The sequence below is a fragment of the Paenibacillus sp. 102 genome, from assembly GCF_039549175.1.
Classification (GTDB): Bacteria; Bacillota; Bacilli; order Bacillales; family Bacillaceae_G; genus Bacillus_A.
Map to the genome: position 1 here is coordinate 345930 of NZ_JBCGHT010000002.1, position 12340 is coordinate 358269.

Consider the following 12340-nt stretch of genomic DNA (forward strand, 5'->3'; position numbering starts at 1 on the left):
TTTATCATAATTCTGTTTTTTTTCAATCCTAGTTTTCCGATATATTTTATATTTTTTTATTTTTTTAAAGGAGCTGCCCAGTTCGAACAACTCCTTTCTATTGATTACACAAGTTCTTTTATGCGTATGCGATCGTTCCCAATTATATTTTCATATGTTTCACGTTCAACAACAACTTGTGATGCTCCGCCTTTTGCAAATACTACAGCCGGTCTACGAATACGATTGTAATTATTCGCCATAGAATATCCATATGCTCCCGTACAAGAGATTGCTAACAGATCACCTGTAACAACTTGGGGCAGTTTTATATCCCAAATAAGCATATCCCCACTCTCGCAACACTTTCCAGCAATTGAAACAACTTCTTCAACCTCTTCTTTCCCTCGATTTGCTAGCATCGCCTCATAACGAGCTCCATATAAAGCTGGTCTTAAGTTATCTGTCATTCCTCCATCGACTGACACATACTTACGAATGCCCGGAATATCTTTTACAGCTCCTACTGTATAAATTGTTGTTCCTGCATCCCCGACAATACTACGCCCTGGTTCAATCCATATTTCAGGAAGGGGATAATTATTTCGTATAAACTGTTCTCTCACTGCGTTAGTTACAGCATACACATATGTTTCAAGTGTAAGTGGTGTATCAGCTTCCGTATAGCGAATACCAAAACCTCCGCCGACGTTTAACACCGTTACAACATAACCAGTTTGTTCTCTTATCTCTTCTAAAAAGCCATGCAATACTTCAATCGCTCGAACAAATCCTGCTGTTTCAAAAATTTGCGAACCAATATGCGAATGAATACCTAATACATTATAATTTGATTTCTCTAGTGCGATTTGAATCGCCTGCATTGCCTGGCCGGTGGAAACTCCAAAACCGAATTTCGAATCATCTTGCCCTGTTGTAATATATTCATGTGTATGCGCCTCTACTCCAGGTGTAACTCGAATTAATATATTTACAATTTTTCCATACTGCTGTGCTAAGTCATGTAATATTTCCATTTCAAAGAAATTATCTACCACAAAGCAGCCGATATCTGCTTGCAGCGCCATTACGATCTCTTCCTCAGTTTTATTATTACCATGAAAATGAATACGCGATGCAGGAAAACCAGCTTGCAAAGCAGTATATAATTCTCCCCCTGAAACAACATCTAAAGACATATTTTCTTCACGAGCTACTCGGCACATCTCCATGCACAAGAACGCCTTACTTGCATATGCTACTTGGTAAGAGAACCCACTTTCCTGAAATGCACGATGAAATGCGCGACATTTTTCCCGAATAGCAGCCTCATCGTATACATAAAGCGGTGTTCCATATTGTTTTGCTAGCTGCGTTGTATCGCACCCTCCAATTTCTAAGTGTCCTTGGTCATTGATTCGGCTTGTGCCGTGTAAATACATTTGAATTCCTCCCTTATTTCCTCTAAAACTGATAACCCCAATCTTCTTCTATTCATTGCAGCACGCTTTTAGGTAAACAAAAAACGCGCGGAACAATGTTCACACGCGTTTCTTATTAGGAATCATGTATCATGAAAAAATAAACGAGTTGTTATCTTCTCAAATAAGAAACCGCATCAACATCTCCAAATAGCTCTCCATAAAATAAAATTTTATGACAGTACTACATTTATTCAATGTAGTCCCAATATATGAATGAGGTGGTCATTCTTATATTTCGGCAATAGTCCCTTTCAATCTATGATCAAAGATTCCACTAAATCTCCCATAGCTTACTCTTTCCTATCGCGGCCTCTACCTTTGAGAGTAGATGAGGTAAGTCTATTTAATTTTCAAACATCTTATGTTGGTATTAACAATACCAAATGACTAAATTATTTGTCAAACAATTTTTTATATTGGTTTTTTACAATTCAATTTCGTATCATTTGGTAAGCGCTTTATATCTATTTTTTTCACAATCCATTCTCCTTCATCATTATCAAATGTGATTCTTATTTTTTCAAATGGAGGAAGTACTTTTCCACCTATACCAGCTTCATATTTTGTCACTTCAATTACTGTTTGAAATAAATATGTACCACTATACATTTTTTTCATGCTTACAATCTTTGGACAATCATATGGTTTTTGTTTCCCATAGTGCTTTTCAATCGTAGTATTTATTTGTGGAAACAAAACAGAATACAGAGCATCTTCTAATAACGGCGCATCATATTGAGCAGCGAAAACTGTAGGGGTGGAAAATAATAAAAAACCACTACATATGAAACAAAATAACTTTTTCATCATAACCTCCGTATCAAAATGCGATATGGTTATTGTCTCCGTTTTCTCTTTTTCTAACCAATTCTTATAAAAACCATCCACAATTCTGTTTTGTTTTCGTATAATAGTACATAAAGATAAACGACAGTTCGTATATATAAAGTGAAACTTCTATCATTAGAGATACAATCACTAGAACCGTCACTTATAGTAGGAGAGGAGTATATTATGCTACAACATTTGTTTCCAAAATTACGATTTGCACTTGTTGCAGTCGTTTTATTATGGATTAAAACATATATTGTGTACAAGCTAGCCTTCGATATTAAAATTGATAACTTCTTCGAAGAAACAATGCTTTTGTTTAATCCAATTGCTTCATTGCTTTTATTTTTCGGTCTAGCTTTATTAGCATCAAAATATCGAAATCGAATTATTATTGGCATCAGCTTTTTGCTGTCATTTATTTTATTTGGAAATGCGATGTTTTACGGGTTTTATAATGACTTTGTCACATTCCCTGTTCTATTCCAAACGAATAACATGGCCGACTTAGGAACAAGTATTAAAGAATTATTTACGTACAAAACATTACTGTTATTTGCAGATGCTATTATTCTAATGTTTATTTCACGTAAATTCCCAAGTTTTTGCGATAACACTCCGTTATCTCGTGCTGAAAAACGAACCTTTTTCAGTGGTATAACAGCTCTATTAGCATTACAAATTATTGTTTCTGTCATTTATAAACCACAATTATTTTCACGCTCTTTTGATCGTCAAACTGTCGTGAAAAACCTAGGTTTATATACCTATCATTTATTCGACATTACACTTCAGTCTAAATCCTCTGCTCAGCGTGTTTTTGCAAGCGGAGATGGGTTTTCTGAAATCAAGAACTACGTGAACTCAAAGGATAATAAAGTTGACAAAAATTTATTTGGGGCTGCAAAAGGGAAGAATGTCATTTTAATTTCAATGGAGTCAACACAAAATTTTGTTATCAACAAGAAAATCAATGGAAAAGAAATTACTCCATTTTTAAATGAGTTTATAAAAGATAGTTATTACTTCGATAACTTTTATCATCAAACTGGACAAGGAAAAACATCCGATGCCGAATTTATTGTAGAAAATTCACTCTATCCATTAGACCGTGGTTCTGTATTTTTCACTCATGCAAACAATGAATACACAGCAACTCCTGAGCAGTTAAAAAAATATGGGTATTATTCCGCCGTTTTCCATTCAAATGATAAAACGTTTTGGAATCGGGATGTAATGTACCCGGCACTCGGATACGATCGTTACTTTAACCTAAATGATTATACAGGAACAGAACAAATGTCTGTTGGCTGGGGATTAAAAGATAAAGAGTTCTTTGAACAATCAATTTCAAAACTTCAATCTTTACCAAAGCCGTTTTATACAAAATTTATTACATTAACAAATCACTTCCCGTTTCTTTTAAATCCAGAAGATCAATATATTAGTGAGTATAATTCTGAGAGCGGTGTACTAAATCGTTATTTTCCAACTGTTCGCTATACAGATGAAGCTCTTAAACTATTTATTAATCGATTAAAAGAAGAGGATTTATACGATAATTCAGTTATTGTTATTTATGGAGATCATTACGGAATTTCTGAAAATCATAATGCTGCTATGGCACAATTTCTAGGTAAGGAATCCATAACTCCATTTGATTCGATGCAGTTACAACGTGTACCTCTTATTATTCACGTTCCTGGTCAAGAAGGAAAAGTCATTTCAAAAGTATCTGGACAAATTGATATAAAGCCAACATTGCTTCATTTACTTGGCATTAAAACAAACCAATCTGTTGAATTTGGTACTGATTTATTTACCAAAAACGAAAACCCACTTATGATTATGCGTGATGGTAGTTTCGTAACAAACGATTATGTTTATACAAAAAATATGTGCTATAAAAAGAGCACGGGTGAGCCGATTGATTCAGCTATCTGCCAGCCGTATATTGAAAAAACGAAAACAGAATTAAATTATTCTGATAAGCTTATCTATGGAGATTTATTACGATTTGATCCTAATAATAAATATAAAACGGGCACAACGATAACTAAATTTGAATAATCTTAAAAGCACCCTCGAATGATAACAATTTGAGGGTGCTTCTCGGTTAAAATGATAAAAAAGTTAGGCAAGGGATAAACTACTCGTGAAAGCTCGCCATAAATGAAGCAAACCATTGAACATGGTTTCACTTTATGAAATCTTTCACAAAATGGTAATTTTTTCGTACGTGGAAAGAAATTTATGTTATGATAAAATAAGTAAACTTTCATACACTAATTAAGAATTTATTACAGAAAGCAAGGGATCAGATTTTGTATAGAGCAGCAATTCCAAACTTATTTACGCTCGGAAATTTATACAGTGGATTTTTATCAATCGGCTATGCATCTTTAGGGTATTATAAACCAGCTGCTATTTTAGTACTAATCGGGATGATGTTAGATAGTCTTGATGGCCGGGTAGCCCGTTTATTACGTGTCGATTCACAAATGGGGAAAGAACTTGACTCACTAGCAGATGTTGTCACATTTGGAGCTGCACCTGCAGTTTTAATGTATTACACTTCCTTTTCCAACTATGGAATTATCGGACTATACATAGCAGGACTATTCCCTCTGTTCGGAGCATATCGTTTAGCGCGATTCAATGTAACGCCTTCCTCTACCTCTATGAAGTATTTCACTGGCGTTCCTATTACTGCAGCAGGTGGACTCGTTGCCTTCTTAACACTATTTTCACATACCATTCCAAAAATTGTCCTCATTACAGTATTTGTAACGTTTGCATTTTTAATGGTAAGTCGTATTCGTATCCCAAGTTTAAAAGATGTACCAATTCCACGATACAGTATTATTGTTACACTCTTTTTAATCGGAATTATTTATACAATGTATAAAACAAGCTTTGGTAACATTTCGGTATTTTTATTCATTGCTGTCCCACTTTATATTTTGTATATGCTATCTCAATTTATTAGGCAAAGACCTTCTCATAAAAAACGAGCAAATAAGGAAAAATAACAAGAACCCTTCCAGTTGGAAGGGTTCTTGTTATTTTGTAACTAATTCCTTTTGACTTACAGGCGTTAATGCTTCTTCACCTTCTAATACAGCTAAAATGTTTCGCACTGCCATTTCAGCCATTGCGTCACGTGTTTCAAACGTTGCGTTTCCAACGTGCGGAGTAAGAACGACATTTTTCAATCCCTTTAATTTCTCTGTAATTTTCGGTTCAAACTCAAACACATCAAGAGCTGCCCCTTCAATTTCATTTGCTTCTAACGCATGAGCAAGCGCTAGTTCATTCATAATCGGACCACGTGCTGCATTTATAATATATGCTGTTTTCTTCATCATTTTAAATTGTTCTTCATCAATCATATGATGGAGACTTGGGTTATACGCACAGTTAATCGTAATAAAATCCGCTGTTTGTAATAGTTTTTCTAATGTTACATAGGTTGCTTCCAATTCTTTTTCAGCCTCTAGCTTACGATTTGGGCCTGTGTAAATAATATTCATTCCAAATGCTTTTGCACGTTTGGCAACTGCTTTTCCAATTTCTCCAAGACCGATAACTCCAATTGTCTTTCCATATACTTCCCGGCCAAGGAAAAAGAGTGGTGCCCAGCCATTAAATCCTACTGTACGACATAATGTATCTCCTTCTGGAATTCGTCTTGCCGCAGCTAAAAGAAGAGCAAATGTTAATTCTGCCGTTGCTTCTGTTGAAACTTTCGGTGTATTTGTAACTGCAATCCCTTTCTCTAGCGCATACGTGTAATCGATGTTATCGTAACCTGCACCATAATTGGCAATGATTTTCAAATCAGGTGCTGCATCAATCACTTCTTTTGTTACCTTTGTAGAAAGTAAGCTTAACAGTGCATCTTTATCCTTCACACGTTTTGTTAATTCTTCGCTACTAATTAATTCTTCTTTGTCATACATTTCTATTTCATGATTTTGTAATAACTGTAAGCCGATTTCTGGAATATTTCCTGCTACTAATATTTTTGCCATTAACTAAGCACCTCTTCTATTAAAAAATAGGAATTTCCCTATATTATATTGTAAGAAATCTACATTAAAAAAGCCAAGGAATTTGATTACAGTTCTAAAAACTGACACTTTTCCCCATAAGAAAAGAGGAGATATCTATCTCCCCTTTTACTTATTGTTCTTCACTAGATTGTTTTCCAAGCTTTACATCAATTGTTCCTTCTGCTACCGTATCACTAATTTGTTCTTGGGTTACAGCGTTGACTTCCTCGTTTGTTTGAGAAGTATAGTTTTGATTCGTCACTTTCATGTTCTGTTTGTTATTTTGTTTTGCCATTTAAAAACCCTCCTTTATCATTCTTTCTTATTTTGAGCAAAAAGAAAGGTTTTCATCACAAAATCATTTTTTACTTTGAAACAGTTGTTACTTCTTCTTCAAGTAGTTGCATCTTCCTCACCCGTTTTTCAAATGTAGCAACATGAGAAATACCATGATTACGTAATGTTTTCACATTTTTCTCGACATAATTTCCTAAATCATTAGGATAATGAGCATCTGATGAAAGAGTAATTGGTACTTTATGCTTTGCTAACACTTGTAAATAAAGTGGACTTGGACACATTTCTCGAACAGGATAACGATAATATAATCCCGCATTTACTTCTGTTGCTGTATTTGTTTCTACTAATGCCTGAGCAATTCTTTCATAATATGGAATTTGCACATTTTCATCTAATCGATAATTAAATACTTTTATATTATCAAGGTGAGCTACAATATCAAATAATTTAGAACGAATCGCTTGTTCGACTGTTCCAAAAAATACATCGTATAATTCATCCAACTCATGGTTTTCGAAATATTCTTTCGTATCTGGATTATCAAATCCCCATCCATCAATAAAATGGACAGAACCAATGACGTAATCCCAATCCCCTAATGCCAATAAATCTTCTAGCTCTCGCTCACCACCAATAAAATAATCAGCTTCAATCCCAAGGCGCAGCGTTACTCCTCTTTTTCTCCAGCGTTCTTTTGCCTCTTGGATTACCTTTGTAAAATCATAAATCGATGCTACCCGCACTTGATCTAGCCATTCTTTCTGCAAACGACCGAGCTTTGAATCACTAATATCTACATACTTCTCATAATACTCCTTTGCCTCATAAAAGCGATAGAGATGATCAACAATACCGACTTCTTTTATCCCTTTTCGCAACGCTTCTTCTAAATAGAAGTCAATCCATTCTACTGTAAACGGACCTTCGTGCACACGCTTTTTTAAACGTTCTTGCGTTTTCATGAGCCATTCAATCGAATGCTTTTCTTCTTTGAGTGGTTGAAAATATTCTAGCGATTCATTTATTCTCGCCAACCATTTTATCGAATACGGTCCCTCTTCTAAATGAAGGTGATAGTCCACTTTCATTTACTCTCCCCCTTACAACGTATCAATTCCTTTACGCTCTCCTATTTTTGACAGCTTTCCTTGTCTCTCTTTCACTTCTTCTAAAACATCTTCTAATGGAACATTTTTTTCAACTAATAAAACAAAACAGTGATAGATGACATCGACCATTTCCTTTACAAGTTCTTCTTTATTATCATTTTTTGCAGCGATTATAACTTCTGTAGACTCTTCCCCTATTTTTTTTAAAATTTTATCTTCACCTTTTGTAAATAAATAATTTGTATATGATTCCGAAATTGGACTTTCTTTACGCATTTGGATTGTTTCATATAAAGACTTCAGTACGTCTTCCACCTTCATTTCCCCCTTATATGATTTTATAATGAAAGCATGTTTTCTCCCCTGTGTGACAAGCAGGCCCTACTTGCTTCACAATAATCACAATCGAGTCTTGATCACAATCTAAATAGAGCGATTGAACATACTGCACATGCCCTGACGTTTCTCCTTTATTCCATAATGCTTGCCGGGATCGTGAATAAAACCATGTTTTCTTCGTTTCTAACGTTTTTTTATACGCTTCTTCATTCATATATGCTAACATCAATATTTCTTTTGTTTCCTCTTCCACAACAACAGCTGGTAGCAACCCTTTTGAAAAATCAGGTATCATAATCTCACCTCAATTTTCGCTTCTTGTAATTTCCGCTTCACTCCTTGTACTGTTACCTTACCATAGTGAAAAATAGAGGCCGCTAATGCAGCATTTACCGACGTTTTTTGAAACACTTTTACAATATGTTCAGCACTTCCACATCCCCCCGAAGCAATCACTGGAATCGAAACAGCTTGTGAAATTGTTTCTGTCAAACGAAGATCATAGCCATCCTTCGTCCCATCTGCATCCATACTCGTAAGTAAAATTTCCCCAGCTCCTAACTGTTCTGCTTGTTTTGCCCATTGTACAGCATCGATTCCCGTATCAATACGTCCACCGTTTACATATACATTCCACTTATTTTCTTTTACTTCTCTTGCATCAATTGCGACCACAATACATTGCGAACCGAAATGTTCGGCTCCTTCCTGAATTAACTTTGGATTTCGCACTGCAGCTGAGTTAATTGAAATTTTGTCCGCACCTGCTCTTAGTAACGTATACATATCTTGAACCGATGAAATGCCACCTCCAACTGTAAGTGGAATAAACACTTTTGCCGCCGCTCTCTCTACAACATCCACAATCGTTTTTCTTCCTTCATGCGTAGCAGTGATATCTAAAAAAACAATTTCATCTGCGCCTGCTTGATTGTACAAATCAGCTATTTCAACAGGATCCCCCACATCTTGTAATCCTATAAAATTCACACCCTTTACAACACGCCCAGCTTTTACATCTAAACAGGGAATGATTCGCTTCGTTAACATATCTTTGTCACCTGCAATGCCTCTTCTAAATCAATTGTTTTTTCATATAGCGCTTTTCCGATAATAACGCCATGTACATTCATATCGTTTAGCTTCTGTACATCTTGCAATGAGCATACTCCGCCTGATGCAACGATACGGATTGCTACTGCCTTCTGTAGTAATTGTAATTGCTGAAAGTTCGGGCCCTCTAACGTACCATCTTTTGCAATATCGGTAAAAATGATTGTTTGTACGCCGGCACTTTCCATTTTCTTTGCGAGATCAATGTAAGAAATTTTAGATATATCTAACCAACCTCTCGTAGCAACGTAACCGTTTTTCGCATCAATACTAACGATAATGTTTTCCCCATATAAACGAACTGCTTCTTCTAAAAAAATACGATCATACAATGCAGCCGTTCCTAAAATAACTTTTTCTACTCCTACTGACAATAACATTTCAATTGATGCAAGAGACCGCACTCCGCCCCCCACTTGGACTGGAACACGAACAGCTTTACATATGTCTTCAATTACAGATAAATTTACAGATCGTCCAGCAACCGCTCCGTCCAAATCAACAATGTGTAACATTCTTGCTCCCAATTTTTCAAAAAGTAACGCTTGGGCAACTGGGTTTTCATTCATAATCGTTTCCTTTTGAAATTCTCCTTGATAAAGCCTAACACACCGTCCTTGTTTTAAATCGATAGCTGGGAAGATTTCCATGATTCTACCACTCCTTTAAAATTTCTTAATATTTGTATCCCGATATCACCACTTTTTTCAGGGTGAAACTGCGCTCCAAATATATTCCCTTTCGCAACAAATCCTGGAATATCAACTTCGTAGTCACTAATGCCACATACAACCTCATTCGGACAATCTGCGTAATAAGAATGAACGTAATACACAAATGAACCATCTTCCACTTCATTCCACAACTCAATTTCCCGTTTCTTCTTTAATTGATTCCAGCCCATGTGCGGTATTTTATAAGGAACTTCCAGCTTTCTGATTACTCCAGGTAACAAACCTAACCCCTTTGTTCTCTCTATCTCTTCACTCTCTTCAAATAAAAGTTGCATCCCTAAGCAAATTCCAAAGAGTGGTTTCTTTTGTACCCCAATTTCTTGAATCACTGAAACAAGATCTTTTTCCTGCAGGGCAATCATTGCTTTTGGAAAAGCTCCAACCCCTGGTAAAATCACACCGTCACTTTTCAATATCCTTTCTTTATCATCGGTTACCATATGCTTAGCACCAATACGCGTTAACGCTTGTTCAACACTGCGAATATTTCCCATCCCATAATCTACAATGGCAATCAATTACAACAGTCCTTTCGTAGAATTTACACCAATAATTTTGTCATTTTTGTCTACCGCTTCGCGCAGCGCACGTCCAAATGCTTTAAATAACGCTTCAATTTTGTGGTGCGTATTACTTCCATATAAAATTCGGGCATGTAGTGTTATATTTGCTGCATGCGCAACCGCTCTGAAAAATTCCTCTGTCAACTCTGTATCAAAATCTCCTAACTTAGGATTTTTCAATTCACCTTGAAACACAAGATAAGACCTGCCGCTTATATCAACCGCTACAAAACCTAACGCCTCATCCATTGGTACATACGCTGCTCCATAGCGATTAATGCTTTCTTTATTTTGCAATGCTTCTTTCAAGCAATTTCCAAGTACAATCCCAACGTCTTCAACAGTATGATGAGCGTCAACAAACACATCACCTTCTGCTTCAATTTGCAAACCAAATCGTCCATGCTTCGCAAACAGAGTTAACATATGATCAAAGAAACCAACACCCGTTCGAATTAAAACGTTTGTACTTTCATCTAGTTGTAAACTCAGCTTAATTTTTGTTTCTGTCGTTCCTCGTACTTGACTTGCCTCACGCATTATTTCTCCTCCTCAAATCGAATTTGAATTGCTCTTGCATGTGCATGTAATCCCTCTTTATCCGCGAGCGTTGTAATATGATGTTGAACGCTTTGTAACGCTTCTTTCGTGTATGATACAAAACTTGATTTTTTCACAAAATCATCTACTGACAACGGTGAAAAGAAACGTGCCGTTCCACTTGTTGGCAATACATGATTCGGGCCTGCAAAATAATCTCCAAGTGGCTCTGGGGCATATGGACCGATAAAAATCGAACCCGCATGCTGAATATAGCCCAAGGCATTCATCGGTTCATTTATGTGTAACTCTAAATGCTCCGGCGCTATCTCATTCGACAATTGAAACGCGTGCTCTAACGAAGGAACAACGAGAACCGCTCCATTTCTTTCTATTGATTCACGAGCTATTTCTCTTCTTGGTAATGCCTGAAGCTGCACTTTTATCTCTCTTTCTATCTCTCTAGCAAGTTCTACACAAGTTGTAATGCAAATCGCTGTTGCTCTCACATCATGTTCGGCTTGAGATAATAGATCTGCTGCGATAAAAGACGCATTCCCAGTTCTGTCAGCAATTACAACGATTTCAGATGGTCCAGCAATCATATCGATATGAACAGCCCCAAACACCTCACGTTTCGCAAAAGCTACATATATATTCCCAGGACCGACAATCTTATCAACTTTCGGAATCGATTCCGTTCCATATGCTAATGCTGCAATAGCTTGCGCCCCACCCACTGTATAAATTTCATCTACACCTGCAATCTCAGCAGCTGCTAAAATATGAGGATCTACCCCCTCTTTTCCCGGTGGTGTAACCATGATAACTTTCTGAACACCTGCAATTTTGGCAGGTAATACATTCATGAGTACAGATGAAGGATAAGATGCCGTTCCTCCTGGCACATATACACCCACCGTTTGTAACGGTCTAATTAATTGCCCACGAATCACACCTTCATTTTCACAATCTACAAAGGATTGTTTTTTTTGCTTTTCATGGTATGAGATAATATTTTTTTTCGCTTCTTGCAATGCTTCTAGAAACGAAAACTCTACATATTTACGCGCTTTTTCAATTTCTTCTTTTGGAATGCGGAACGTTTTTACCTCGGCATGATCGAAAGCCTTTGTATAAGAAATTAATGCTTCGTCTTTCCTTTCTCTCACTTGTTTAACAATATCCCTTACACGTAGCTGTACAGTTTCTTCTATTATATTAGCCTGTTCTCTTAGCTCTTTTATTCTCTTCAGCGCTTCTGTATAATCCTCATACATTATCTCCATCACA

The 12340-nt window shown here is 36.3% G+C and carries 14 protein-coding genes and 1 riboswitch; of the genes, 2 read left to right on the forward strand and 12 right to left on the reverse strand.

All coding sequences use genetic code 11. From position 1 onward, the window contains the following. Window positions 1–104 precede the first annotated feature (104 nt). The gene (gene lysA, locus AAIE21_RS07705) at window positions 105–1421 is read right to left on the reverse strand and encodes a diaminopimelate decarboxylase (protein WP_343266219.1); all 1317 of its coding nucleotides are present in this window, start codon (window positions 1419–1421) and stop codon (window positions 105–107) included. Window positions 1422–1603: 182 nt separating this feature from the next. After that, a riboswitch (Lysine riboswitch) is annotated at window positions 1604–1786 on the reverse strand. 88 nt (window positions 1787–1874) lie between these two features. Then, window positions 1875–2270 carry a DUF3888 domain-containing protein gene (locus tag AAIE21_RS07710; RefSeq protein WP_343266220.1) on the reverse strand — a complete coding sequence of 132 codons (396 nt, stop codon included), beginning with the start codon at window positions 2268–2270 and terminating at the stop codon, window positions 1875–1877. A 207-nt stretch (window positions 2271–2477) separates the two neighbouring features. On the opposite strand from AAIE21_RS07710, the gene AAIE21_RS07715 reads away from it, so the two are divergent. Then, window positions 2478–4364 (forward strand): LTA synthase family protein, encoded by a 1887-nt coding sequence (locus AAIE21_RS07715; protein ID WP_343266221.1) that lies wholly within the window; start codon window positions 2478–2480, stop codon window positions 4362–4364. Window positions 4365–4618: 254 nt separating this feature from the next. Then, window positions 4619–5326, forward strand: a complete 708-nt coding sequence (pssA, locus tag AAIE21_RS07720; RefSeq protein WP_336452670.1) for a CDP-diacylglycerol--serine O-phosphatidyltransferase — start codon at window positions 4619–4621, stop codon at window positions 5324–5326. Window positions 5327–5356: 30 nt separating this feature from the next. On the opposite strand, the gene AAIE21_RS07725 is transcribed toward pssA, so the two are convergent. The 10 genes from AAIE21_RS07725 to hisD all read right to left on the reverse strand — a co-directional run bounded on the left by AAIE21_RS07725 (window position 5357) and on the right by hisD (window position 12336). After that, the gene (locus tag AAIE21_RS07725) at window positions 5357–6328 is read right to left on the reverse strand and encodes a 2-hydroxyacid dehydrogenase family protein (protein ID WP_343266222.1); all 972 of its coding nucleotides are present in this window, start codon (window positions 6326–6328) and stop codon (window positions 5357–5359) included. Between the two features lie 151 nt (window positions 6329–6479). Continuing rightward, the gene (locus tag AAIE21_RS07730; RefSeq protein WP_343266223.1) at window positions 6480–6644 is read right to left on the reverse strand and encodes a DUF4025 domain-containing protein; all 165 of its coding nucleotides are present in this window, start codon (window positions 6642–6644) and stop codon (window positions 6480–6482) included. A 70-nt stretch (window positions 6645–6714) separates the two neighbouring features. Continuing rightward, complete coding sequence (locus AAIE21_RS07735; protein ID WP_343266224.1) at window positions 6715–7737, reverse strand: histidinol phosphate phosphatase domain-containing protein; 1023 nt, start codon at window positions 7735–7737, stop codon at window positions 6715–6717. A 12-nt stretch (window positions 7738–7749) separates the two neighbouring features. After that, entirely contained in the window at window positions 7750–8073 is a 324-nt protein-coding gene (gene hisE, locus AAIE21_RS07740) for a phosphoribosyl-ATP diphosphatase (RefSeq protein WP_343266225.1), read from the reverse strand. Window positions 8074–8086: 13 nt separating this feature from the next. Next, a complete protein-coding gene (hisI, locus tag AAIE21_RS07745; protein ID WP_343266226.1) occupies window positions 8087–8392 on the reverse strand; it encodes a phosphoribosyl-AMP cyclohydrolase in 306 nt (101 codons plus the stop codon). Continuing rightward, on the reverse strand, window positions 8389–9147 hold the full coding sequence (hisF, locus tag AAIE21_RS07750) for an imidazole glycerol phosphate synthase subunit HisF (RefSeq protein WP_343266227.1): 759 nt from the start codon (window positions 9145–9147) through the stop codon (window positions 8389–8391). The genes hisI and hisF overlap by 4 nt, the downstream gene beginning before the upstream one ends. Then, window positions 9141–9860 (reverse strand): 1-(5-phosphoribosyl)-5-[(5-phosphoribosylamino)methylideneamino]imidazole-4-carboxamide isomerase, encoded by a 720-nt coding sequence (gene hisA, locus AAIE21_RS07755; protein ID WP_343266228.1) that lies wholly within the window; start codon window positions 9858–9860, stop codon window positions 9141–9143. The genes hisF and hisA overlap by 7 nt, the downstream gene beginning before the upstream one ends. Next, window positions 9833–10462, reverse strand: coding sequence for an imidazole glycerol phosphate synthase subunit HisH (gene hisH, locus AAIE21_RS07760; protein ID WP_343266229.1), 630 nt, complete (start codon window positions 10460–10462; stop codon window positions 9833–9835). Before hisH ends, hisA begins: the two co-directional genes overlap by 28 nt. Beyond that, window positions 10463–11047 (reverse strand): imidazoleglycerol-phosphate dehydratase HisB, encoded by a 585-nt coding sequence (gene hisB / locus AAIE21_RS07765; RefSeq protein ID WP_343266230.1) that lies wholly within the window; start codon window positions 11045–11047, stop codon window positions 10463–10465. Beyond that, window positions 11047–12336 carry a histidinol dehydrogenase gene (hisD, locus tag AAIE21_RS07770; RefSeq protein WP_343266231.1) on the reverse strand — a complete coding sequence of 430 codons (1290 nt, stop codon included), beginning with the start codon at window positions 12334–12336 and terminating at the stop codon, window positions 11047–11049. The genes hisB and hisD overlap by 1 nt, the downstream gene beginning before the upstream one ends. Window positions 12337–12340 lie beyond the last annotated feature (4 nt).